Here is a 24417-nt window from a genome sequence, read left to right on the forward strand (position 1 = left end):
CCGCCGATCCTCTAAAGTCTGACCGTTGTCTACGAACATGTAGTCGTAACGGGCCGGGGTGATCACCGGCGGACAAGGGGCGGGACCACCCAATGAGCGTCATCGGCGTCGGCCAAGCCGTCATTCTCGGCGTCGTGGAAGGAGTGACCGAGTTCCTTCCGGTCTCCTCCACCGGGCACCTGAAAATGACCGAGGGCCTGATGAACATCCCGGTGGACGACAAGGCTGTCGTCGGCTTCACCGCGGTGATCCAGACCGGCGCCATCGCCGCCGTCTTCGTCTACTTCTTCTCCGACATCAAGCGGTTCGTCGGCGCCTGGTTCAAGGGGCTCGCGAACAAGAGGGAGCGCGACAACCACGACTACAAGTTCACCTGGTGGGTGATCTACGCGACCATCCCGATCGTCGTCGTCGGACTGGCCGCCAAGCCGCTGATCGACGGCGCCCTCGCGTCCTTGTGGGTCGTCGCCTTCTCGCTGATCGGCGGCAGCGTCGTCATGTGGTGCGCCGAGCAGATGGCGCGATTCAAGCGCGGCGAGGACCAGGTCACCTTCAAGGACGCGATGATCGTCGGCTGTTCGCAGATCCTCGCGCTGCTCTTCCCCGGCTTCTCCCGGTCGGGCGCCACCATCTCCACCGCGCTCATCCGCGACCTGGACCGGGTGGCCGCCACCCGCCTGTCGTTCTTCCTCGGCCTGCCCGCCCTCACCGGCGCGGGGCTGTACGAGTTGAAGGACGCCACCAGCGGGGGCGTCGGCGTGCCCGCGCTCGCCGTTGGCACCGTGGTGTCGTTCGTGATCGCCTACGTCTCCATCGCCTGGCTGCTGAAGTTCGTCGCCAAGCACTCGTTCAACTCCTTCGTGATCTACCGGATCGTGGTCGGCTTCCTGCTGATCGGCCTGCTGACGACGGACACGATCAGTTCCTGACTTACCGTCAGACGCGCTCCGAGGGCCCGGCCGGGACGGCCGGGCCCTCTTTTCCGGCCGGATAGTTCACGACTTATTTTTTGATGTGTATTGACTCGCCGACGGGCGGCCCCTAGCGTCCACACCGCATCGCGACCCCACAACGCGACCGAGGAGACACGTGTGACTCAGGTCCCCACCGTGCCCGGCACGCCCACCCGCACATCCCGCACCCGCAGACGAACAGCCGCCATAGCGGCGGCGCTCGTCCTGCCGGTCTCGGCCTGTATCGCCCTGGTCACCGCACGGGACGCGGGCGCCGCCACCATCCCGGCCGCCCCGGCCAGCGTCACCAGCGTCAGCAGCGGCAAGTGCGTGGACGCGCGCGCCGCGGCCACCGCCAACGGCACAGCGGTGCAGCAGTACGCCTGCAACGGAAGCGCCGCCCAGCAGTGGCAGTTCACCGCCACCGACAGCGGCTACTACCGGATCGGCGTGTCCACCGCGCCCGCCCAGGTGTGGGACGTCACCGGCGTCTCCACCGCCGACAGCGCCACCACACAGCTCTGGCTGTACGGCGGCGGCAGCAACCAGCAGTGGCAGCCCGTCGCCGAGAGCAGCGGCGCCTTCCACTTCGTCAACCGCAACAGCGGCAAGTGCCTCGACGTGCCCGGCGCGTCGACCGCCGACAGTGTGCAGCTCCAGCAGTACACGTGCAACGGCACCACCGCGCAGTCGTTCAACGTCAGCGGCAGCGGCGGCGGCACCACGCCGCCGACCACCCCGCCCAGCGGCGGCGACCCCGACCTCGGCCCGAACACGGTCGTCTTCGACCCGTCGATGTCCGCCTCGACCATCCAGTCCAAGCTGAACTCGATCTTCAGCCAGCAGGAGACCAACCAGTTCGGCAGCCAGCGCTACGCGGTGCTCTTCAAGCCCGGCACCTACAGCGCGGACGTCAACGTCGGCTTCTACACCCAGGTCGCAGGACTCGGCCTGAGCCCCGACTCGGTCACCATCAACGGCAAGGTGCACGCCGAGGCCGACTGGTTCCAGGGCAACGCCACCCAGAACTTCTGGCGTGACGCCGAGAACATGTCCGTCAACCCGACCGGCGGCAGCGACCGTTGGGCCGTCTCGCAGGCCGCCCCGTACCGGCGGATGCACGTCCGCGGCAACCTCGCGCTGGACGACGGCGGCTGGTCGAGCGGCGGCTTCATCTCCGACTCCAAGATCGACGGGCAGATCCAGTCCGGCTCCCAGCAGCAGTTCCTCACCAAGGACACCGAGATGGGGTCCTGGAGCGGCTCCAACTGGAACATGGTCTTCGTCGGCGACAAGGGCGCGCCCGCGCAGAGCTTCCCGACGTACACCACCGTCGCCAGCGCGCCCGTGGTGCGCGAGAAGCCCTTCCTGTACATCGACAGCGCGGGCAAGTACCAGGTCTTCGTGCCCGCCCTCCAGTCCAACGCGTCCGGCACCACCTGGAGCGGGAAGACGCCGGCGGGACAGTCGCTGCCGATCGACCAGTTCTTCATCGTCAAGCCGGGCAACACCGCCTCCGACATCAACGCGGCGCTCGCGGCGGGCAAGAACCTGCTGTTCACGCCGGGTGTCTACCACCTGAACCAGACGATCAACGTGACCCGGCCCGACACCGTCGTCCTCGGTCTCGGTCTGGCCACGCTCGTCCCGGACGGCGGCGTCACCGCGCTGACCACGGCCGACGTGGACGGTGTGAAGCTGGCCGGGCTGCTCATCGACGCGGGCACCACCAACTCGCAGACATTGATGCAGATCGGCCCGGCCGGCTCGTCCGCCAACCACGCGGCCGACCCGACCAGCCTGTCCGACGTCTTCTTCCGGATCGGCGGCGCGGCGGTCGGCAAGGCCACCCAGTCGCTGGTCGTCAACAGCAACAACGTCATCGGCGACCACATGTGGCTGTGGCGCGCCGACCACGGCAACGGCGGCACCGTCGGCTGGAACACCAACACCGCCGCCACGGGCCTCGTCGTCAACGGCCAGAACGTCACCATGTACGGCCTGTTCGTCGAGCACTACCAGCAGACCCAGGTGCAGTGGAACGGCAACGGCGGCAGAACGTACTTCTTCCAGAACGAGATGCCCTACGACCCGCCCAACCAGGCTTCCTGGATGAACGGTTCCTCGCAGGGCTACCCCGCCTACAAGGTGGCCGACTCGGTCACCAGCCATGAGGCGTGGGGGCTCGGCAGCTACTGCTACTTCTCCGCCAACTCCTCGGTGGTGTCGGCCAACTCCTTCCAGGTGCCCAACACCTCCGGGGTGAAGTTCCACGACATGGTGACCGTCTCGCTCGGCGGTGTCGGCACCATCAGCCATGTCATCAACACCACGGGAGCGGCCGTGAACAGCGGCCATCAGGTCACGTACCTGACCAGCTACCCCTAGTCACACAGGGGTACACGGGGGACACAGTGGGGCCGGCCGGCACAGGGGGCGCATCCCGTCGGCCGGCCCCTCTCCCGTGCGGTGACCCCCGCTCACCCGCGCCGTAACCCGCCTCCTCCCGTGCCGTGGCCGGGCACGGTGACGACCGACACACCCGTGGTCGAACACCGGAACCCCCGGGAGTCCAGTCGCTATCGTCGGCAGACGCGCGGTGGTGCGCCGCGCGAGTTCCGCCCCCCGACGAGAGCGGAGTTCCGTATGACCCTCATCCTCAAGCCCGGAACGGCCTGGAGCGACGCGTGGCGGCGCGCCCTGCGGACCGCGCCCGAGGCATTCCGCGACGACCGTGTGCTGAATCTGTGGGACGGCCGCTGGCAGGCCGACGGCCGCCCGCTGCCCGCCACTTCACCGGTCGACGGCAGCCCGATAGCCGGGCCGCCCCGGCTCGACGCGGCCACCGCGCGACAGGCGGTACGCGCCGCGCTCGACGAACACCGGAGCTGGCGGCACGTACCGCTGCCCGACCGCAAGGCGCGTGTCTCGGCGACTCTGGACGCCCTCACCGAACACCGCGACCTGCTGGCCCTGTTGCTGGTCTGGGAGATCGGCAAGCCCTGGCGGCTGGCCCGCGCCGACGTGGACCGGGCCATCGACGGCGTCCGCTGGTACGTGGACGGCATCGAGCCGATGGTGGCGGGCCGCACCGCACTTGCCGGTCCCGTCTCCAACATCGCGAGCTGGAACTACCCGATGAGCGTGCTGGTGCACGCCATGCTCGTCCAGGCGCTCGCGGGCAACGCGGTCATCGCCAAGACGCCCACCGACGGCGGCCTGGCCTGCCTCACCCTCGCCGCCGCGCTCGCCAGGCGCGAGGGCATTCCCGTCACGCTGGTCAGCGGCAGCGGCGGCGAACTCTCCGAGGCCCTGGTGCAGTCCTCGGAGATCGGCTGCGTCTCCTTCGTCGGCGGCCGGGACACCGGCGCCCGGATCGCGACGGCCGTCGCCGACGTCGGCAAGCGGCACATCCTCGAACAGGAGGGGCTCAACTGCTGGGGCCTGTGGGAGTACAGCGACTGGGACGCCTTCGGCGCGCAGATCCCCAAGCTCTTCGACTACGCCAAGCAGCGCTGCACCGCCTACCCGCGGTTCGTCGTCCAGCGCTCCCGCTTCGCGGACTTCCTCGCCGCGTACCTCCCGGCGGTCAAGTCGGTCAGGACCGGCCACCCGTTGGCCGTCGCCGCGCCCGACGACCCGCTGCCCGCACTCGACTTCGGGCCGCTGATCAACGCGGCCAAGGCGAAGGAGCTGGCCGATCTGGTCGCCGAGGCCGTCGACCGCGGCGCGGTGCCGCTGCACCACGGCGCCCTCGACCCCGGCCTCTTTCTCCCCGGCCAGGACACCTCCGCCTACCTCGCCCCGGTCACGCTCCTGGGCCCTCCGCCGTCCTCGCCGCTCCACCACACCGAGCCCTTCGGACCCGTCGACACGATCGTCCTGGTCGACACCGAGGCCGAGCTGCTCTCCGCCATGAACGCCAGCAACGGCGCCCTGGTGGCCGCCTTGTCCTGCGACGACCCGCGCACCACCGAACGTCTCGCCTCCCAGGTCCGCGCCTTCAAGGTCGGCCGCGGCGCGCCCCGCTCCCGCGGTGACCGCGACGAACTCTTCGGCGGCCTCGGCGCCTCCTGGCGCGGCGCCTTCGTCGGCGGCGAACTCCTCGTCCACGCCGTCACCGAGGGCCCCACCCTCGACCGCCTCCCGGGCAACTTCCCCGACTACCAATTGCCCGCGGCCTAGGGGGAAGCCGCCTTTGGCTCGCTGGCTACCGGCGAACCCCACCGCGCAGCGGTGAAGCGGCGGTGAACGGTACTCAGAAAAACCCCGGTCGACCCATCCCCCCACGGGTGGGCCGACCGGGGCCGACGGGGGTCGACCGCTGCGTCAGGACAGCGTCGAGGCCGCCGGGTCCCACGCGTCCGGCAGCGGTGACACGGCCGGGGCGCTGGTTTCGAGGGTGCGGACGGTGTGCTCTTGCGCGGCGTCCGTCACCGTGGCCATCAAGTCGAGTACGTGCTGGGCGAGTTCGCCGGAGGCGCGGTGCTCGGTGCCGCCCCGGACGGCGCGGGCCATGTCCAGGACGCCCAGGCCGCGACCGGCGACCGTACCGGTGACGGGCAGGTCACGCCAGTCGTCGTCACCGAACGCCCGGACCTGCAAAGGCCCTTCGAAGGTGTTCGGGTCGGGCAGCGACAGCGTGCCCTCGGTGCCGGTGACCTCGATGAGGCGGCGCGGCACCGAGGAGTCGAAGCTGAAGGTCGCCGAGCCGCTGGGGCCACCGGCGAAGTCCAGCAACGCGTGCACGTGCGTGGGCACTTCCACCGCGAAGGACGTGCCCTCCTTCGGCCCGGAACCGATCACCCGCTGGGCACGCGCCTGCCGCGCCGAGGCCGAGACCCGCGCCACCGGCCCGAACAGCGCGACCAGCGCCGTCAGATAGTACGGACCGATGTCGAACAGCGGCCCGGCACCGTACTGGAAGAGGAACTCCGGGTTCGGGTGCCACGACTCGGGGCCGGGCCCCTGCGTGACGGCGGTCGCGCTCACCGGCTCGCCGATGACCCCGGCGGCCAGCGCCCGCTGCGCGGACTGGAGCCCGGCCCCGAGGAAGGTGTCGGGAGCGCTCCCGACCCGCAGCCCGCGCGACCGCGCCTCGGCCAGGATCTTCGCCCCGTCGGCCGGCGCCAGCGCGAGCGGCTTCTCGCCGTAGACGTGCTTGCCCGCCTGGAGGGCGGCCGTGGCGACCTCCGCGTGCACGGCCGGGATCGTCAGGTTGACAACGATCTCCACCTCGGGGATCGCCAGCACCGACGCGAGGTCGCCCGCGGCCGGAATCCCGTACGTCCCGGCCGCCGTACGGGCGCGCTCGACGTCGATGTCGGCGACGGCGAGCACCCGCAGGTCGGGGAAGGCGGTGAGATGGTCCAGATACTGCGCGCTGATGACACCGGCGCCGACGACGGCGACGCCGACCGGGCCTGTGGTCATGAACGCTCCAGCGCGGTGAGGTAGGAGAGGCTCTCCGCGACGGCCTCGAAGATGTCGCCCGCGCAGGAGTCGAGTTCGACGATCCGCTGCGCGTCGGGCGCGGCGGCCAGGATCGACGGCACGTCGATGCTGCCCTTGCCGACCGCGGTGTGCGGCTCGTCCTTCACACCGGGACCGTCCTTGACGTGCAGCGCCAGCACCCGGTCGCCCAGCGCGCGCAGCAGCGCCGGCACATCGGCCCCGCCGACCGCCGCCCAGTACGTGTCGACCTCCAGGAACACCTCGGGGGCCAGCCGGTCCGCCAGCTCCTCCAGCGCGGTCCTGCCGTCGAAGCGCGGCTCGATCTCCCACCAGTGGTTGTGGTAGCCGATCCGCATACCGCGCTCGGCGGCCTTCTCGGCGAAGCCGTTGAGGAGGTCCGCGGTGCGCGAGAGACCGTCGGGGGTGGTGAACTCCTCGTGTGCGATCCCGCCGGGGATGATCACCAGGTCGGTGCCTACCGTGGCGATCGCGTCGAAGACCTCCGACGCCTCCTTGTCGAACAGGGCGTAGGCGTGCGTGCTGTTGACGCTCAGCCCCAGGTCGTCGGCGACCTTGCGGAAACCGGTCGGGTCGGCCGTGGGGTCGTACGCCTCGACGGCGGTGTAACCGATCCCGGCGAGGCGGGACAGCGTGCCGTCGCGGTCGGCGGCGATCTGGTCCCGGAGGGTGTAGAGCTGGATGCTCAAGGGCGTGGCCATCGTGACGATGCCTCCTGGAAGTACGGCGGGTGCGGGTACGGCGGGTGCGGGTACGGCGGGGTACTGCGCGTGCGGGTGGTGCGGGGAAGCGGCGGCCGGCGGTGACGCGCGGTCGGATCAGCCGACGATCAACGGCCGCAGCGTGCGGTGGGCGATCTCCAGACCCTGGGTGATCCGCTGGACGTCGCCGCTCCAGACGGGGTCCTCGTGCTCGACGGAGAGCGTGCCCGTGAAGCCGCCCTCGTAAAGGGTGTCGACGATCCGGCGCCAGTCGACGTCGCCGAGCCCCGGCACCCGGTAGCGCCACCAGCCGCTGTCCCAGCCGTCGGTCCGCGCCACCGACCGGCCGAAGAAGCCGTAACGGTCCCTGGCCCGCGGGTCGAGCTGCGCGTCCTTGGCCTGCGCGTGCGGAATGCGGTCGATGTACGGCTTCAGCGCCTCGACCGGGTCGATGCCCAGCCACAGCAGGTGCGAGGGGTCGTAGTTGAGATAGAGGCCGAGGCCGAACATCCACTCCCACAGCTCGGGGGAGTAGGCGAGGTTGCCCGGATAGCCGTCCGGGTGCCAGCCCTCCATCACGCAGTTCTCGATGATGATCTTCACACCGCGCTCGCCCGCGTACTCCACCAGCGGCGGCAGCTCCCGCTCGGCCAGCGCGATGTTCTCCTTCACCGTCAGACCGGGGTGGCGGCCGACGAACGTGCCGACGTAGTCCACGCCCAGCAGTTGGGCGGCGTCCACATTGGCGCGTACGTGGGCGGCGATCTCCGCCCTGCGGGTCTCGTCCGGGTGCAGGTTGTTCTCGTAGTACGCCAGCGCGGACAGCGTCAGGCCGTGCCGGTCGAACAGGCCGCGCACCTCGTCGGCCCGCTGCTTGCCGAAGCCGGTCACGTCGATGTGGCTGGCCTCGAACTCCCGTGAGCCGGTGGACGGCCAGGTGGCCACCTCCAGCGACTGGTAGTCGTGCGAGGCCGCCCACGCGGCGATCTCGTCCAGCGGGAGCTGCGGAAGGCAGGCGGTCAGGAAGCCCAGCTTCATCTCAGGAGACCTCTTTCCAGGTCCGGTCCGCCGCCGATTTCAGTACGGCCTCGGTCAGGCGCACCATGCGGGCGGCGTCGTCGAAGGTGGGGAACGTGTCCCCGGTGCCGTCGGCCGAGGACCCGCCCGCCGCGCCCGGGGCGCGGATCGCTGCGTGCACATCGCGGACGAAGGCGGCGAAACAGTCGAGATATCCCATCGGGTGGCCGCCGGGGACCACCGAGAGCCGGGCCGCGGCGGGCGAGAGCGTGGCCGGGTCGCGCAGCACCGCAGCGTTCTCACCGCGGCTGCCGACGAACAGCGACTCGGGGTTCTCCTGGTCGAAGGCGAGCGAGGTCCGCGTGCCGTCCACCTCGAACCACAGCCGGTTCTTCCGGCCGGGCGAGATCTGCGAGACGGTCACGGAACCGGTGGCGCCGCGGTCGGTGCGGAACAGGAGCTGCACCACGTCCTCGGTGTCCGGCCTGACCCGCGCGCCGCCGTCGCCGGCGGGACCCGTACGGTCCACGGTCTGGCTGACCGCGGTCAGCTCCGCGATCCGGTGCCCGGTCACCCACTCCACCAGGTCGCACCAGTGCGAGCCGATGTCGGCGAAGGCGCGCGAGGGCCCGCCCGCCGCCGCGTCGACCCGCCAGTTGGTGTCGCCCGGCTCCGAGAGCCAGTCCTGGAGGTAGTGGCCGTGCACCAGCCGGACCTCGCCCGCCCGGCCGTCCAGCACGCGGGACCGCGCCTCGGCCGCCATCGGGTGGTAGCGGTAGACGAACGGCACCGCCGCCACCAGACCGCTGTCCGCGGCGAGCGCCGCGAGCGCGTCCGCGGTGGCCGACGACGTGGTCAGCGGCTTCTCGCACACCACGTGCTTGCCCGCCCGCAGCGCCAGTTCGGCGAGCCCGGCGTGCGCGTCGTTGGGCGTACAGATGTGCACCACGTCGACGTCGTCACTGGTGACCAGCGCCTCCGAGGAGTCGAAGGCCCGCTCGACCCCGAGCGCCGCCGCGGCCTCCTTGGCCCGCGCGGGCGTCGACGCGCTGACCCCGACCACCGGGGCACCGCTCCTGCGCACCGCGTCCAGGTGCACCTGGCCGATCATCCCCACACCGGCGATGGCCGTACGCAGTGCCGGACGCGATGACGTGCGCAGCGAAGAACCCGCTGTAACCGAGCTAGTCCCGCCCACAAGTGCCCTCCCTTTCCGCTTGCTTGAAACGCTAGCCACCGCTGTTTCGGTTGACAATGGCAATATTTCCGCTATCTTCTGTCATAAATCGGGGGCCGGGCCGCACAGGACGCGGACCGGGACGACGGACGTACGGCGCAGGGGAGGGCAGGAACCGGTGACAGCCGCAAGCGACCGGCAGTTGACCGCGCTCAGCGAACTGGCGGGACTGGTGGCGGGCGGCGCCACCCGGCGCAGCCAACTCGCCACCGCCACCGGGCTGTCCAGGGCCGCGGTCGCCCAGCGGGTGGACCTGCTGATCGCCAAGGGACTGCTGGTCGAGACCGGCACCATGGCCACCGAGCGCGGGCGCCCGCCGCTCACCCTCCAACTCGCCTCGCGGAACGCCGTGGTCTGCGCCGTCGACCTCGGCGCCACCCACCGCACGGTCGCCGTCGCCGAACTCGGCGGCCGGGTCCTCGCCGAAGCAACCGAAGCCCTCGACATCAACGCGGGACCCGAGGCCGTACTGACCGGGGTGCACGAGCAGATCGGCCGCCTGCTGGCCGACGCGGGACACCCCGCCGACCACGTACGCGCGATCAGCATCGGCGTGCCGGGCCCGGTCGAGGCCCGCACCGGTACGGTGATCCGGCCGCCGATCATGCGCGGCTGGGACGGCTACCGGGTCCCGGGCTTCTTCGCCGGGCGCTACCACGCGCCCGTCCTCGTCGACAACGACGTCAACATGATGGCCCTGGGCGAGTACGGCCACCGTCCGGCCACCGCCCATCTGCTGTACGTCAAGGTCGGTACGGGCATCGGCTGCGGCATCGTCTCCGGCGGCGTCGTGCACCGCGGGGCCAGCGGCGCCGCGGGCGACATCGGCCACATCCGCGTGCCGGGCCACGACGACGTGCTGTGCCACTGCGGCAACACCGGCTGCGTCGAGGCCGTCGCCTCGGGAGCGGCCATCGCGGCGAAGCTGCGGGAGGCAGGGTTGCCCGCCGAGCACGCCGCCGACGTGGTCCGCCTCGTGGCCGCGGGCGACCCGGTGGCCCGCCGCCAGGTACGGCTGGCCGCCCAACGGCTCGGCGACGTCCTGGCCTCGCTGGTCAGCTTCTACAACCCCGACACCATCGTGCTCGGCGGCAGCATCGCCAGCCTCCACGACGACCTGCTCGCCGACATCCGCGGCGCCGTCTACCGCAGGGCCCTCCCGCTGGCCACCAGAACCGTCGCCATCGAGACCACGATGCTCGGCCGCAGGGCGGGCATCGAGGGCGCGCGGCGGCTGGCGGTGCAGCATCTGCTCTCGCCCGAGGGCATCGGACACGTGCTCGCGGAGCCCGCGGTCTGAACCACTGTTGCCCCCATACCTGCCGGTGGACGCGCGTCACGTCAACTCACGGACCCATGACGGCTTTGGCGTATGGGTCGCGTACGCCCCCGCGGTGTGGGCATGCTGGTCCCATGGATGCGCACGGCGACGATGTTCCTGCCTACCAGTCGATCCGGGTCACCACGCCCGAGTCCCCGGTCGCGGCGCTCGCCGACATCGAGGCGTGGAAGGCGAGAAAGACCTACCCCTCGATGCTGTTCGCGGGCGGCCCGGTCTTCGGCATCGCGTGCGAACTGGAATCCGGCGGCTGGGAGTTGCACCCGTACTTCAGCGGACTCGCCCCGCAGGACGCCCGCGACAGCCTCGGCTCCCACTTCCGCCGCCTCGCCCACGCGGCCGACGAGGCCGGTGACGCCGAGGCGCGGGCCGAACTCCTCGCCGCGGGCGAGCGCATGGACTGGGAAGCTCTCGACGAGGTGACGGTACGCGGCAGCCGCTACCGCGTGGTGCGCGCCGAACGCTTCATCCGCATGGGGCCCGACGGTCCCGAACCCCCGCGCGACACCGACCCCGACCCGAGCGGCCCCGGCGAGTCCGGCGGCTTCGACCCCGCCGCGGGCCTGGTCATCGACCCGGTCAACGCGACCGGCATGTCCGAGGGCATCCTCAAGGTGGAACTCCTCGCCGCCCTCCGCAAAAGCGGCACCGTCCCCGCCGACGTCCGCGACGACTCACGGCACGCCGCCGACACCCACCCCGGCGGTGTCCTGCTCCCCGCCACCTTCATGACCGCGGAACGCGACGGCGGCAGTTGGCGCCCCGACTCAAGCGGCACCGCCACCACCCCGCAGTCGGCCCGCGACGGCCTCGCCATGCAACTGCGCGTCATGCTCCCCTGGCAGAAGGACCTCAGCCCCGAGCAACGCGAGATCTACTCCCGCGCCGCCGACCACCTCGACGAACACCGCTGCGACGAACTCGACGTCGCAGGACGCCACTTCCGCGTGATCCGCGTCGAACGCCTCATCCGCATCGGCCCCGACGGCCCCGAGGGCCCCCGCCCCTCCGACCCCGACCCCACCCCGCCCGTCATGGTCCAGGACCAGCAACTGCGCGAACAGGGCCTCCTCACCGACGAGGACGAGGAAGCCGACCCCGAACCGGACGAGCACATGCGGAAGTTCATGCGCCTCTTCGAGGAAGAACGGCTCCGCCGGGACAACCTCAAGAACAAGCCCCACCCCTGACCCAGCCAGCCGGGCAGCCCTCCGCCCAAGAGCCTGCGCCCCTGCGGTACGGCGGCGCGGGGAGGCGGAGGGGCGGCAAAAGAGGGGAAGGACGGTGCGCCCGCGCAAGGCGCCCCCTCACCCCTGACCTCCCCCTCCCACCCCCCACCAGTAATGAGCCGCATAGGACCGCCACGGGCGCCACCTCTCCGTCCCGGGCGGCACCGGCTCCGTCGAGGGGAAGACGTCCGGGTCGCCGAGGGCGCGCATGCGGATGTGGGCCGCGGTCAGGGAAGTGATGCCGGGGACGGTCAGGAGGGACCGTTCGGCGGCGTCGCGGTCGGCGCCCGGGTCGAGGGCGACCGTACCGTCGGCGAGGGCGCGGCAGAGGTCTCTGACGGGGGAGCGGCCGGCCGGGCTGCCCAGGTCGGCCTCGGCCAGGTCCTCGGCCCGCGGGAAGAGGTGCGTGAGGGCGCCGTCGGGGGCGCTCAGCGGGGTGCCGTATCGGGCGACCAAGGCGGCCAGGGGTGCCGGGGAGAACGGCGCGGCGCCTTCGCCCAGGGCGGCGCGGACGGCGTGTTCCGCCGGGTCGGGGGAGCCGGGGGAGCGGAGGCCGGGAAGGGCGGCGACCAGCGGGGCCAAGTGCGGGTCGGAGCCCAGGCGTTCGGCGACCGCGTACGGATCGGCGTCGAGGTCGAAGAGCCGGCGGACGCGCTGGGTGGCCGTGGTGAGGTCGCGGAGATCGCCCAGGTGGAGTCGGCAGTCCAGCCAATTGCCCCTGCCGGGCGGCTCGGCGACCTCGGCGATGCCCGTGCCGTGGGGGAGCCGCAGGGTACGGCGGTACGTACGGCTGCCGGGGGCGCCGACGATCTCCTCGACGCCGGGCACGGCGCGTGCGGCGAGGAAGTCGAAGACCCGCGCGGAGGCGTAGGGGCCCCGGAAGGCCAGCCGGAGCGGCACCCCGGCAGCCCCGCCCACCGGCCCGGAGTGCGCGTCCGTGCGCAGCTCGGTCGGGGTGGCGGCGTAGATCTCCCGGATCGTCTCGTTGAACTGCCGCACGCTCGCGAAGCCCGACGCGAAGGCGATCTCGGCGGCCTGGAGCGAGGTGGTCTGGAGGAGCACCCGCGCGGTGTGGCCGCGCTGCGCCCTGGCCAGGGCGATCGGCCCGGCGCCCAGCTCGGCGTTGAGCTGCCGCTGCACCTGCCGGGCGCTGTAGCCGAGCCGGGTGGCGAGGCCCGCGACGCCCTCGCGGTCGACGACGCCGTCCCCGATGAGCCGCATCGCGCGGCCCACCACGTCGGCCCGCGCGTTCCAGTCGGCGGAACCCGGCACCGCGTCCGGCCTGCACCGGCGGCAGGCCCGGAAGCCCGCGCCCTGGGCCGCGGCGGCGGTCGCGTAGAAGGACACGTTCTCGCGCTTCGGGGTGATCGCGGGGCAGCTCGGACGGCAGTAGATCCCGGTCGTGGCCACGGCGAAGAAGAAGACTCCGTCGAAGCGCGCGTCCCGGCTGCTCACCGCCTCGTATCTGCTGTCCTCGACTGTCACGCGTCCCAGTATGCGAGGGCTCCGGCGCCCCGAGCTGGCGGAAATCGGACACGGCCTTCCGGCGAGCGCGGCGTCACCGGAGCCCCGCCCCCGAGGGCACCGGCGTCAGCGTGGCCGGACCGCCCGCGGCCCCACGACGGCCGCGCCGACCTCCGTGACGCGCGCTCGCAGGCCACGGTCGGCGGTGACGACGAGGCACGGGCGGTCGGGGTCCGCGGTGCGGGAGCGGGCGGCGACCTCGGTGATGAGGTCGTCGCCGCTGCCGGGCGCGGACTCCACGCGTACGCCGGGTACCGGCTGGACGCCGCGCGCCGCGCCCTCGACGATCAGGACGATGTCCAGCCGGTGGCCGCGGGCCCACGGCGGGGCGCCGCTGTCCTCGGCGAGGCCGGACGCGGCGAGCGGTACGAGCGCGTCGCGCAGCCGCTCGGCGGCGCCGCGCCGGTCGCGCCACCAGCCGTCGGGCACCGAGCCGACGACGTTGGCGCCGTCCACGACGAGCAGGGGTGCGGTCGGCGCGCTCGTCACCGGCCGCCCGCCAGGTGCGGGAAGCGGAATTCGGTGCGGCTGCGGAAGACCTCGTCGGGACGCAGCTCGGTCGAGGGGTACTCGGGGTGGTTCGGCGAGTCCGGCAGGTGCTGGGTCTCCAGGCACACCGCGTCGTGCGCGTGGTACGTCCGCCCGTCGGGGCCGGTCAGCGAACCGTCGAGCTTGTTGGCCGTGTAGACCTGGATGGCCGGTTGCGTGGTGCGCACCTCCATCACCCGGCCGCTGTCGGGGTCGGAGAGGACGGCGGCGACCCGCGGCTCGCCCACGGCCTCGCCCGTACCGCCGCAGTTGCCGCGCAGCACGAAGCAGTGGTCGTACCCTCCGGCCGTCTTGATCTGCGGGTCGGCGTCCCGCACGCCGTCGCCGATGGGGCGCGGCTCGTTGAGGTCGAACGGCGTCCCCTCCACGGCCTGTTCCGGCCCCCAGGGGATGGACTCGGGCGTGGCGGGCAGGAAGCGGTCGGCGTCGACGTACAGGGTGTGGCGCAGCACGTCGCCTCCCGCGATCCGCGACGCGGCTTCGGCGCCGTCCCTCGCCTCCGACCCGCCCAGGTTGAAGTACGCGTGGTTGGTCAGGTTGACCACCGTCGGCCGGTCGCTGCGCGCCTCGAAGTCCAGCGACAGCGTCCCGTCGTCGTCGAGCGCGTACGTCACCGTGACGTCCATCGCGCCGGGGAAGCCCATGTCGCCGTCCGGGCTGTGCAGCGTCAGCCGCAGCGCGCCGGGCAGGGGCTCGGCCCGCCAGACGCGGCTGTCGAAGCCCTCGGGGCCGCCGTGCAGATTGTGGCCGCCGTCGTTGTCCGGGAGCCGGTAGTGGCGGCCGTTGAGCGTGAAGCGGGCCTCGCTGATCCGGTTGGCGTAACGGCCGACGAGCGCGCCGAAGTACGGGGTGTCGGAGGCGTACGCCGCCAGGTCGGGCAGGGACAGCACCACGTTGGCGGGGCGGCCCGTCGGGTCGGGCACGTGCAGCGCGTGCAGGACGCCGCCGTAGGTGAGGATCTCGGCGCTCACCCCGGAGGCCGAGCTGAGCCGCCAGCGTTCCACTCGCCACCCGTCGGGAGTGGTGCCGAAGGGTTCGCTGAGCGGGGTGGGACGGGGCATCGGCAGTCCTCGTAAAGGGGGTCGGGGCGACGGATGCCGGACGCGGCGGGCGTCCGACGGCGGGAAGGGCGGCGGGAAGGCGACGGAGAGACCGGGCGGGGAAACCGGCCGGGGGCGCGACCACGGGCGACCACGGGCGGGCACCGGTGGCCGACCCCCCGGGGACAACGCTACGCGGCGCGCTCACCCCGCTCTGGGCGCGGTCGACTCCCTGGTGACCAGCGTGTATCCGGGCGTGATCCGCTCCGGCCTGATCTGCGGCGTACCGGTCAGCCGCGCCACGACCCGCTCCACGGCGAGCCGTGCGATGGCCTGTTTGTCCGGGGACACCGTGGTGAGCGCGATCGTCGAGAAGCGGCCCTCCTCGACGTCGTCGAAGCCGACCACCGACACGTCCTGCGGCACCCGCAGCCCGCGCTCGACCAGGGCCCGCATCGCGCCGAGCGCCATCAGGTCGTTGTACGCGAACACGGCGTCGGGGCGGGTGCCGCGGTCGAGCAGCGCGTTCATCGCGGCGGCGCCGTCCCAGCGGCCGTAGCCGTCGGTGGCGGCCACCAGCGAGTCGTCGTCCGGCAGCCCGGCCGCCGCCAACTCCTCGCGCCAGCCGCGCAGTCGCAGGTGCGCCGGTTGCCTGGCGCTCTCCCTGCGGGCGCCGAGGAACGCGATCCGCCGGTGCCCGAGGCCGGTCAGGTGCCGTACGGCGGTACGGGCCGCCGCCACGTTGTCGATGGCGATCTGGTCGTACGGGGCGTCGTACTCCCGCTCGCCGAGCAGCACCAGCGGCGCGTCGTCCATGCGGCCGAGCAGGTCCGCGGCCTCCAGCTCGATCGGGCTGAGGATCAGGCCGTCGATGACATGGGCCCGGAAGCCCTGCGAGACCAGCACCTCCTTCTCGCGCTGGCCCGCGGTGTGGTCGAGCAGCACCGTGTAGTCGTGCCGGGCGGCGGCGTCGATGACGGCCCCGGCCAGCTCCGCGAAGTACGGGTTGCCGAGTTCGGGGACGGCCAGCGCGATGATGCCGGTGCGGCCCTTCCGAAGATGGCGGGCCGTCAGATTCGGCCGGTAGCCCAGCTCGTCGATGGCCCGCTGCACGCGCTCCCGCATCCCCGGCGTGACATGCGGATAGTTGTTCACCACATTCGACACGGTCTTGACGGACACGCCCGCCAGTCGCGCGACATCCTTCAGGCTGGCGCCCACGGAGTTCCTTCCCTCGGCCGACCTCGTGCGAGGCGCGGCGGTTCCGGCCTCAGTGTGCTGGAGCCGGTCCCGCGGATCGCGGACGGCCCCTCCCGGCCCGGTCAGGTGCCCCGGCGGGCGGCCGACAGATAGCGCTGGGCAACGACGACCACGATCAGGAAGCCGCCGCTGACCACCGACTGGTAGGAGGAGTTGAGCGAACCGATCTGATTGATCAGATTCTGGATCACACCGAGCAGCAGCACGCCCCACAGCGTGCCCGACACCGAACCCGCGCCACCGACCAGGAGCGTTCCGCCGATCACCACCGCGGAGATCGCGTCCAGCTCCATGCCGACACCGATGATGGTCACACCCGAGGACAGCCGGGCCGCGTTCAACGCGCCCGCCAGCCCCGCGAGCAGCCCGCTGAGCGTATAGACCAGCACCTTCGTACGGGCCACCGGCAGCCCCATCAGCAGCGCCGCGTCACCGCTGCCGCCGACGGCGAACAGCGCCTGGCCGAACGAGGTGCGCTGGAGCACGAGGCCGCCGACCCCGAACAGGGCCAGCGCGATCAGCACCGGGTAGCCGAAGCCCCACACCGCGCCGCCGCCCAGCTCCTGGAAGGCCGAGCCGCGCGGCACGAGATACGTGGTGGCGCCCTCGTGGGTGAGCGCGAGCAGCAGCCCGCGCGCGCCGAGCAGCGAGGCCAGGGTCACGATGAACGGGGCCATCCCGGCCCGCGCGACCAGCAGTCCGTTGAAGGTGCCGATCGCGCCGCACACCACGAGCGGCACCAGCAGCGCGGGCAGGAATCCGTACTGCGAGGCCCACGCGGCCAGCACACCGCCGAGCGCGAAGACCGAGCCGACCGACAGGTCGATGCCGCCGGTGACGATCACCATCGTCATGCCGAGCGCGACGATCGACAGGAACGACGCCTGGATGGTGATGCCGCGCGTGTTGTCGAGGGTGGCGAAGGAGTCGAAGACGAAGGACGAGATCAGGCAGAGCAGGACGAGGATGGCCAGGACGCCCTGGCGCTGGAGGAGTTCGGCGGCGCGCTGCCGCCCGGAGGGGCGGGACTCCGCGCTCACCGGCAGCGGCGCGTCACCGGCCACGGCGAGCGCGGGAGCGGGGGCGGCTGTTTTCACGAGGGCTTTCATCGGGATCGACGCTCCCGGGCGACGTAGACGGCGACGAGGATGATGCCCGCCTGGACCATCTGGGCGGTGGAGTCGTGCAGATTGTGGGTGACGAGCGTGGCGTGCAGGAGCTGCATCAGCAGCGCGCCGAACACCGTGCCGAGGACGCGTACCGAGCCGCCGGTCAGCGGGGTGCCGCCGACCACGACCGCGGTGATGGCCGACAGCTCCATCAGATTGCCCAGCGAGGACGGGTCGCTGGCGGTCAGCCGCGCGGTGGCGAGCACACCCGCGAGCGAGGCCAGCACCCCGCACAGCACGTACACGCCGATCAGCACCCGTTTGACGGGGAGTCCGGCGAGCCTGGCCGCGGCACGGTTGCCGCCGATGGCCACCAACTGGCGTCCGAAGGTGGTGCGTTGCACCAGGAAGGCGACCAACAGCGCGAGCACGCCCGCGATCAGGACGACGATCGGGACGCCGAGCACGCTGTTCGTGCCGAGGTTCAGCAGATTCTGGTTCTCGATCTGCTTGAGCTTCCCGTCGGCGATGACCAGGGCCAGGCCCCGGCCGCCGACGAAGAGCGCCAGGGTGGCCACGATGGGTTGCAGCCCGACCAGCGACACCAGCGAGCCGTTGATCAGGCCGACGAGCACACCGGCGAGCAGCGCCACCGACAGCGCGGGCAGCAGGCCGTATCCGAGGTAGAGCGGCAGCACGGAACTGGCCAGCGCCATCGTGGAGCCCACCGACAGGTCGACGCCCTCGGTGCCGATCACCAGCGCCATGCCCAGTGCCACGATGACGACGGGGGAGACCTGGACGAGCTGCGTGCGCAGATTGTCCGTCGTCATGAAGTGGTCGGTGAAGACGCCGTTGAAGACCAGCAGCGCGGCGACCGCGGCGTACACGCCGTACCGCTGGAGCCAGTCCGCGATCCGCGACCGGTCCAGGCCGCGCGGGAGTGAGTACGGGGCCGAGGTCATCGCGGGTCCTCCTTCGCGGTGGCGGAGCCGGATTCCGCCGCGGGAGCGGGTGCGGGCTCTGCGTCGGCGGGTACGGGCTCCGGGTCCGCGTCCGCGGGTTCCGGGTCGGTGTCCGGCGCGGCGGCGCTGTCGTCGTCCCCGGTCTCCGCCAGTACGGCGAGCAACGCGCTCTCCTCGACGTCGTCGCCGGTCAGCTCACCGGCCACCGCTCCGGCGCGCAGCACCACGATGCGGTCGGCGCCCTCGACCAGCTCCTCGATGTCGGAGGAGATCAGCAGGACGGCCAGGCCCTCTCCCGCGAGGTCGTCGATCAGCGACTGCACCTCGGCCTTGGCGCCGACGTCGATGCCGCGGGTGGGCTCGTCCAGCAGCAGGACCTTCGGCTCCAGGCAGAGCCAGCGGGCCAGCAGCACCTTCTGCTGGTTGCCGCCGGACAGCTCGCCGACCTTCTGCTCGGGGCCCGCGGCCTTGATCCGCAGCCGTTTCATGAAGATGTCGACGATCCGGTCCTGCCGCTGCCGGGACACGATCCCGGCGCGGGACAGCCGGGGCATCGCGGCCAGCACGATGTTCTCCCGGACCGAGAGGCCGGGCACGATGCCCTCGGCCTTGCGGTCCTCGGGCAGCAGGCTGATCCCGGCCCTGATCGCGGCGGACGGGGTGAGGCGGCGCACGGTGTGCCCGCCGACGGTGACCTCGCCGCTGTCCAGTGACAGCGCCCCGGACAGCGCCTTGGCGGTCTCGCTGCGCCCCGAGCCCAACAGGCCGCCGAGGCCCAGCACTTCGCCGGGCCGCAGGTCGAGGCCGATGTCGTGCAGCAGGTGACGGCGGGTCAGTCTTGCCGCCGTGAGCATCGGTTGGCGCTCGGCGGTGTGTCCCTCGCCGAAGCTGGTGGCACCGTGCCTGCGGACCTCGGCGATCTCCCGGCCGAGCATCAGCGAGACCAGCCGCACCCGGTCGGTGTCGGCCAGGTCGCCGCTGTGCACGAGGCGGCCGTCGCGCAGGACGGTGACGCGGTCGCAGATCCGGTACAGCTCGTCCATCCGGTGGCTGACGTAAAGGATCGAGATGCCGCGCTCGTGCAGCTCACGGATCACCCGGAACAGAGTCTCGACCTCGCGCGGTTCGAGCGACGAGGTGGGCTCGTCCATGACGACCACCCGGGCCCGCACGGAGACGGCGCGGGCGAGCGCGACCATCTGCTGGGTGCCGATGCCCAGGGTGTGCAGCGGGCGGCGCGGGTCGGCGGTGATGCCGAAGCCGCCGAGGAGTTCCGCGGTCTCGCGGTGCATCCGGGGGAAGTCGATCAGGCCGAAGCGGTTCTTCGGCTCCCGTCCCAGGAAGATGTTGCGGGCCACGCTCATCAGCGGGACCAGGTTCACCTCCTGGTAGATGGTCGAGATCCCGGCGCGCTGCGCCTCGTGCGGGTGGTGGAAGGCGATCGGCTCGCCCGCCAGCCGCAGTTCGCCGTCGTCGGGCCGGTAGACCCCGGTGAGCAGCTTGATCAGCGTCGACTTGCCCGCGCCGTTCTCCCCGACCAGCGCGTGGATCTCGCCCTCGCGCAGGGTGAAGGAGACGTCGTCGAGCGCCACCACGCCGGGGAAGCGTTTGCTGACGCGGACGGCCTCCAGTACGGCCCCGGCCGCCGGTGGCGGGCTCGGCGGACCGGGCGGCGCGGACTGGGCCGCGGCGGCTTCGGGTGGTGCCATGGTCGTGGCCTTCCGGGGTCGCGGGGAAGCGGGAACTCTTCTAGGGGCTGACGGGCTGTACGGGCTCTACTGGTGGGGCGGGCTCTTACGGGTGGGGCAGGCTCTACGGGCTGGGCGGGCTCTACGGGTGGGGCGCGCTCTTACGGGTGGAGCTGGCCGGCAGGCGGCGGCCCTGTGGTCGTACGGGCTACAGGCGCCCCCACCGGCTCGACAGCCCGGCGGGCCGACCCGCCGATGGTGCGGCGTACGGCGGGGAGGCACCCCGCCGTACGCCTGTCCGAGGGGTGGCGCGGGGGGAGCCGCGCGACCGATTCCTCCTGACCGAGGGTCAGAACGCCCCGCCGACCGACGCCTTGGCGTTGGACTCGTCGTAGGCGCGGTCCGAGATGATGACGTTCTCCGGGATCGCCTCGCCGCTGTAGAACTTCTGCGCGGTGGCGAAGGCCAGCGGGCCGAAGCGCGGGTTGGACTCGATCACCGCGTTGTACGTGCCGTTGACGATCGCCTGCACGGCGTTGCGGGTGCCGTCGACCGAGACGACCTTGACGTCCTTGCCCGGGTTCTTGCCCGCGCTCTTGAGCGCGGTGACCGCGCCGAGGCCCATCTCGTCGTTCTCCGCGTAGACCGCGGTGATGCCCGGCTTGGACTGGATGAGCTGCTCCATGACCTGCTGGCCCTTGTCACGGGTGAAGTCACCGGTCTGCTGAGCGACGACCTTCAGGCCGGGCGCCTTGGCGGCGATCTCGTCCACGAAGCCCTTGGTGCGGTCGGTGGTCACGTTGTTGCCCGAGGAGCCGAGCAGGATCGCGACCTGGCCCTTGCCGCCGGTGGCCTTGATCATGGCGTCCGCCGCGCGCTTGCCCTGCTCGACGAAGTCCGAGCCGAGGAAGGTGACGTAGTCCTTGCAGGACGTGGCGTTGATCTTCCGGTCGATGGTGATCACCGGCACGTGCTTGGCGGCGGCGGCCTTCAGCGCCGGGTCCAGGCCGTCGGAGTTGAGCGGCGCGACGATCAGGAGCTGCGCGCCCTGCGCGAGCATGTCCTGGATGTCGCTGATCTGCTTGGGGAGTTGGGACTGCGCGTCGGTGGTCAGCAGCTTCTTCACGCCGAGCTTGGCGGCCTCGTCCTTGATGGACTGGGTCTCGGCGATACGGAACGGGTTGTCCTCCTTCTCCGACTGGGAGAAGCCCACCACCGCGTTCTTCAGGTCGAGCTTGGGGGCGCCGTACGCCGTCAGGGTGCAGCCCGCGCCGGACGCCGTCGGGTCCGTGGTGACCTGCTGCTGCGCCGCCTGGTCCGAGCCGGAGGGGGAGGCACCCTTGTCGCTGGACTCCGACTTGGAGCAGCCGGTGGCGGCCAGCCCTGCGGTGGCCAGCAGCAGACAGGTGGCGGCCAGTGCGCGGGTTCTGTGGTTCGTCATGCTCACGACACTCCTTGGTCGCGACGGCAGCGGCCGTCGAGTCGTACGTGGGTCCGGCTCCGTGCCGGGGCGGGTGCGCTTCCGGGGCCCGGTCCGGGCTCCCCGAGGAGGCGGTATGACGTGCGGAGATGGCGGCGCTCCGGGGGTGGGAACGCCCGTTCCCTCCCTCGGCTTTACAACGTTATATACGCGCGGCGGCACCTCGACAACCCGTCGTTCCCGATGTTTCCAAAATGCTTCCCACCGCTGTGATCCGTGCTCAGGCAACAACCCCGACAGGCCCGTACGACTTCTGTCGCTGCTCTGGACATGCCCATCCCTGCGTGCTGTCATTCCGGGTGGCACCGCCGTTTCCAACGTTGGAAGGACCGTCGCCGCCAGGGTTCGCGCCCCCGCAGCGCCCCACCCGAAGCCACCAGGAGCCACCCCCCATGCCCCTGAACCGTCGTCAGTTCGCACTCACCGCACTCGCCGCCGGCACCGCAGGGCTCCAACTGCGGTTCGCGGGCGGCGCCCAGGCCGCCCCCACCCCCGCCGCGGCCCGCGTCGCCCCCGCCCGCGGCGGCCTCTACGCGCCGAACGCCGCACCGCTGGCCCCCACCGCCTTCCTGCGGCTGCCGCCCGGCGCCGTCACCGCGCGCGGCTGGCTCGACGGCCAACTGCGCCTCCAACTCGCCGGTCTGTGCGGCCGGTACGCCGACATCTCGCACTTTCTCGCCATGGACAACAGCGGCTGGGCGCACCCCGACCGCGCCGGCTGGGAGGAAGTGCCGTACTGGCTGCGCGGCTATGTCGACCTCGCCGTGCTCACCCAGGACGCCACCGCGCTGGCCGCCGTACGCCGCTGGATCGACGCCATCGTGGCCACCCGGCAGTCCGACGGCTTCTTCGGCCCGACGGCCCTGCGCACCTCGCTCGGCGGCGGCCCCGACTTCTGGCCGTTCCTGCCGCTGACCTGGGCACTGCGCAACTGGCAGGAGTACAGCGGGGACACCAGGATCATCCCGCTGCTGTCCGCCTTCTTCCGCTACATGAACGCCCAGGGCCCCGGTGCCTTCAACCAGAGCTGGGTGTCGGTGCGTTGGGGCGACGGCCTGGACAGCGTCTTCTGGCTCTACAACCGCACCGGCGAGAGTTACCTGCTCGACCTCGCCGACAAGATCCACGCGGGCGGCGCCAACTGGGTCAACAACCTCCCGTCGCTGCACAACGTCAACATCGCCCAGGGCTTCAGGGAACCGGCGCAGTACGCGCTCCGCTCGCCGTCCAACGCCCTCACCCAGGCCGCCTACCAGAACTACACCGCGGTGATGTCCGCCTACGGGCAGTTCCCCGGCGGCGGCTTCGCGGGCGACGAGAACGCCAGACCCGGCTTCGGCGACCCCCGGCAGGGCTTCGAGACCTGCGGCATCGTGGAGTTCATGGCCAGCCACCAGTTGCTGGCCCGGATCACCGGCGACCCGCTGTGGGCCGACCGCTGCGAGGACCTGGCCTTCAACTCACTGCCCGCGGCCCTCGACCCGGCGGGCAAGGGCGTGCACTACATCACCAGCGCCAACAGCGTCGATCTGAACAACACCCCGAAGACGCAAGGGCAGTTCCAGAACGGCTTCGCCATGCAGTCCTTCCAGCCGGGCGTCGACCAGTACCGCTGCTGCCCGCACAACTACGGCATGGGCTGGCCGTACTTCACCGAGGAGCTGTGGCTCGCCACCCCCGACAACGGCCTGGCCGCCGCGATGTACGCACCGAGCAGCGTCACGGCCAAGGTCGCCGACGGCACCTCGGTCACCATCACCGAGACCACCGACTACCCCTTCGCGGACACGGTCACGCTCAGGATCACCGCACCGCGCGCACTGGCCTTCCCGCTGTACCTGCGGGTCCCCGGCTGGTGCTCCGCCCCGCGCGTCACCGTCAACGGCCAAGCGGTCAGCGCCCCTTCGGGACCCGCCTTCACCAAGATCAGCCGCACCTGGAACAGCGGGGACACCGTCACCGTCCAGCTCCCGCAGCAGACCACCGTCCGCACCTGGTCCGCCAACCACGGCGCCGTCTCCGTCGACCACGGACCGCTCACGTACGCGCTGAACATCGGTGAGAACTACGTGCGGTACGCGGGCAACGCCGAGTTCCCCGAGTACGAGGTGCACGCCACCACGCCCTGGAACTACGGGCTCGCGCTCGACTCCGGGTCCCCGTCCTTCACCAAGTCGGGCGGCTCGCTGGCCGCCAACCCCTTCACGCACGACGGCACGCCGGTACGGATCACCGTGCCCGCCCGCCGTATCGCCGAGTGGAAGGCGGACGGACAGCAGGTCGTCAACCCGCTCCAGACCAGCCCGGCCCGCAGCACCGCGGCCGTCGAGACCGTCACGCTGATCCCGATGGGCGCCGCCCGGCTGCGGATCTCCGCCTTCCCCACCGCCACTCCCAACGGCACCCCGTGGGCACCGGCAGGCGACTACCTGAGGATCTGGAACAAGAACTCCAACAAGGTCATGGGCGTCGACCTGATGTCGACCGCGAACAGCGCCCACGTCGTGCAGTTCGACGACAACGGCACCGCCGACCACCTGTGGCAGCTCGTCGACAACGGCGACGGCTGGTACCGCATCCGCAACCTCAACTCGCAGAAGATGCTGGGCGTGGACCTGATGTCGACCGCGAACAGCGCCCAGGTGGTGCAGTTCGACGACAACGGGACCGCCGACCACCTGTGGCAGCTCGTGGCCAACGGCGACGGCTGGTACCGCATCCGCAACAAGAACTCGGGAAAGGTGCTCGGCGTCGACCTGATGTCGACGGCCAACAGCGCGCCGGTCGTGCAGTACGACGACAACGGCACCGCCGACCACCTGTGGCAACTGCGCTGAGCCCCCGGCTCCCCCCA

Annotated in this window: 18 protein-coding genes; 6 read left to right on the plus strand and 12 right to left on the minus strand. The window is 71.7% G+C overall.

All coding sequences use genetic code 11. The features are described from left to right. Positions 1-92: 92 nt before the first annotated feature. From ACFZAM_RS30910 to ACFZAM_RS30920, 3 genes are all read left to right on the plus strand, one after another. A complete protein-coding gene (locus tag ACFZAM_RS30910; RefSeq protein ID WP_355347787.1) occupies positions 93-929 on the plus strand; it encodes an undecaprenyl-diphosphate phosphatase in 837 nt (278 codons plus the stop codon). 162 nt (positions 930-1091) lie between these two features. Beyond that, a complete protein-coding gene (locus ACFZAM_RS30915; RefSeq protein WP_391050685.1) occupies positions 1092-3341 on the plus strand; it encodes an RICIN domain-containing protein in 2250 nt (749 codons plus the stop codon). 258 nt (positions 3342-3599) lie between these two features. Beyond that, the gene (locus ACFZAM_RS30920; protein ID WP_355347784.1) at positions 3600-5138 is read left to right on the plus strand and encodes an aldehyde dehydrogenase family protein; all 1539 of its coding nucleotides are present in this window, start codon (positions 3600-3602) and stop codon (positions 5136-5138) included. 144 nt (positions 5139-5282) lie between these two features. Here ACFZAM_RS30920 and ACFZAM_RS30925 read toward each other — a convergent pair whose 3' ends face one another. From ACFZAM_RS30925 to ACFZAM_RS30940, 4 genes are all read right to left on the minus strand, one after another. Next, positions 5283-6386 (minus strand): Gfo/Idh/MocA family oxidoreductase, encoded by a 1104-nt coding sequence (locus ACFZAM_RS30925; RefSeq protein ID WP_391050687.1) that lies wholly within the window; start codon positions 6384-6386, stop codon positions 5283-5285. Next, positions 6383-7126, minus strand: coding sequence for a sugar phosphate isomerase/epimerase (locus ACFZAM_RS30930; protein WP_355347778.1), 744 nt, complete (start codon positions 7124-7126; stop codon positions 6383-6385). The genes ACFZAM_RS30925 and ACFZAM_RS30930 overlap by 4 nt, the downstream gene beginning before the upstream one ends. A 117-nt stretch (positions 7127-7243) precedes the next feature. After that, on the minus strand, positions 7244-8164 hold the full coding sequence (locus tag ACFZAM_RS30935) for a sugar phosphate isomerase/epimerase (protein ID WP_355347775.1): 921 nt from the start codon (positions 8162-8164) through the stop codon (positions 7244-7246). A 1-nt stretch (position 8165) separates the two neighbouring features. Further along, on the minus strand, positions 8166-9341 hold the full coding sequence (locus tag ACFZAM_RS30940) for a Gfo/Idh/MocA family oxidoreductase (RefSeq protein WP_355347772.1): 1176 nt from the start codon (positions 9339-9341) through the stop codon (positions 8166-8168). A gap of 157 nt (positions 9342-9498) precedes the next feature. Here ACFZAM_RS30940 and ACFZAM_RS30945 point away from each other — a divergent pair, with 157 nt between their 5' ends. Beyond that, positions 9499-10680 (plus strand): ROK family protein, encoded by a 1182-nt coding sequence (locus tag ACFZAM_RS30945; protein ID WP_317452715.1) that lies wholly within the window; start codon positions 9499-9501, stop codon positions 10678-10680. Positions 10681-10793: 113 nt separating this feature from the next. Then, positions 10794-11909 carry a DUF5954 family protein gene (locus tag ACFZAM_RS30950; RefSeq protein ID WP_391050690.1) on the plus strand — a complete coding sequence of 372 codons (1116 nt, stop codon included), beginning with the start codon at positions 10794-10796 and terminating at the stop codon, positions 11907-11909. Positions 11910-12026: 117 nt separating this feature from the next. Here ACFZAM_RS30950 and ACFZAM_RS30955 read toward each other — a convergent pair whose 3' ends face one another. The 8 genes from ACFZAM_RS30955 to ACFZAM_RS30990 all read right to left on the minus strand — a co-directional run bounded on the left by ACFZAM_RS30955 (position 12027) and on the right by ACFZAM_RS30990 (position 21524). Next, positions 12027-13433: an AlkA N-terminal domain-containing protein gene (locus ACFZAM_RS30955; protein WP_391050692.1), complete on the minus strand. Its 1407-nt coding sequence runs from the start codon at positions 13431-13433 to the stop codon at positions 12027-12029. Between the two features lie 105 nt (positions 13434-13538). After that, positions 13539-13961, minus strand: a complete 423-nt coding sequence (locus ACFZAM_RS30960) for an NTP pyrophosphohydrolase (protein ID WP_391050694.1) — start codon at positions 13959-13961, stop codon at positions 13539-13541. Continuing rightward, complete coding sequence (locus ACFZAM_RS30965) at positions 13958-15082, minus strand: galactose-1-epimerase (RefSeq protein ID WP_391050696.1); 1125 nt, start codon at positions 15080-15082, stop codon at positions 13958-13960. The genes ACFZAM_RS30960 and ACFZAM_RS30965 overlap by 4 nt, the downstream gene beginning before the upstream one ends. Positions 15083-15265: 183 nt before the next feature. Then, positions 15266-16282, minus strand: coding sequence for a LacI family DNA-binding transcriptional regulator (locus ACFZAM_RS30970; RefSeq protein ID WP_355347756.1), 1017 nt, complete (start codon positions 16280-16282; stop codon positions 15266-15268). A 101-nt stretch (positions 16283-16383) separates the two neighbouring features. Further along, entirely contained in the window at positions 16384-17418 is a 1035-nt protein-coding gene (locus ACFZAM_RS30975) for an ABC transporter permease (protein ID WP_391050699.1), read from the minus strand. 8 nt (positions 17419-17426) lie between these two features. Further along, a complete protein-coding gene (locus ACFZAM_RS30980) occupies positions 17427-18395 on the minus strand; it encodes an ABC transporter permease (RefSeq protein ID WP_391050701.1) in 969 nt (322 codons plus the stop codon). After that, a complete protein-coding gene (locus ACFZAM_RS30985; protein ID WP_391050703.1) occupies positions 18392-20104 on the minus strand; it encodes an ATP-binding cassette domain-containing protein in 1713 nt (570 codons plus the stop codon). Before ACFZAM_RS30985 ends, ACFZAM_RS30980 begins: the two co-directional genes overlap by 4 nt. A gap of 328 nt (positions 20105-20432) precedes the next feature. After that, positions 20433-21524, minus strand: a complete 1092-nt coding sequence (locus ACFZAM_RS30990) for an ABC transporter substrate-binding protein (RefSeq protein WP_355347747.1) — start codon at positions 21522-21524, stop codon at positions 20433-20435. A gap of 431 nt (positions 21525-21955) precedes the next feature. Between ACFZAM_RS30990 and ACFZAM_RS30995 the strand changes: the two genes are divergently transcribed. After that, positions 21956-24400: an RICIN domain-containing protein gene (locus ACFZAM_RS30995; protein ID WP_391050705.1), complete on the plus strand. Its 2445-nt coding sequence runs from the start codon at positions 21956-21958 to the stop codon at positions 24398-24400. Positions 24401-24417: the final 17 nt, after the last annotated feature.

It is taken from the genome of Streptomyces sp. NPDC008079 (genome assembly GCF_042957385.1).
Classification (GTDB): Bacteria; Actinomycetota; Actinomycetes; order Streptomycetales; family Streptomycetaceae; genus Actinacidiphila.

Coding starts and splice junctions, on each gene's coding strand:
- ACFZAM_RS30925 (WP_391050687.1), bottom strand. CDS start 6,386: ATGACCACAGGCCCGGTCGGCGTCGCCGTCGTCGGCGCCGGTGTCATC.
- ACFZAM_RS30995 (WP_391050705.1), top strand. CDS start 21,956: ATGCCCCTGAACCGTCGTCAGTTCGCACTCACCGCACTCGCCGCCGGC.
- ACFZAM_RS30980 (WP_391050701.1), bottom strand. CDS start 18,395: ATGACCTCGGCCCCGTACTCACTCCCGCGCGGCCTGGACCGGTCGCGG.
- ACFZAM_RS30950 (WP_391050690.1), top strand. CDS start 10,794: ATGGATGCGCACGGCGACGATGTTCCTGCCTACCAGTCGATCCGGGTC.
- ACFZAM_RS30965 (WP_391050696.1), bottom strand. CDS start 15,082: ATGCCCCGTCCCACCCCGCTCAGCGAACCCTTCGGCACCACTCCCGAC.
- ACFZAM_RS30985 (WP_391050703.1), bottom strand. CDS start 20,104: ATGGCACCACCCGAAGCCGCCGCGGCCCAGTCCGCGCCGCCCGGTCCG.
- ACFZAM_RS30935 (WP_355347775.1), bottom strand. CDS start 8,164: ATGAAGCTGGGCTTCCTGACCGCCTGCCTTCCGCAGCTCCCGCTGGAC.
- ACFZAM_RS30990 (WP_355347747.1), bottom strand. CDS start 21,524: ATGACGAACCACAGAACCCGCGCACTGGCCGCCACCTGTCTGCTGCTG.
- ACFZAM_RS30930 (WP_355347778.1), bottom strand. CDS start 7,126: ATGGCCACGCCCTTGAGCATCCAGCTCTACACCCTCCGGGACCAGATC.
- ACFZAM_RS30920 (WP_355347784.1), top strand. CDS start 3,600: ATGACCCTCATCCTCAAGCCCGGAACGGCCTGGAGCGACGCGTGGCGG.
- ACFZAM_RS30910 (WP_355347787.1), top strand. CDS start 93: ATGAGCGTCATCGGCGTCGGCCAAGCCGTCATTCTCGGCGTCGTGGAA.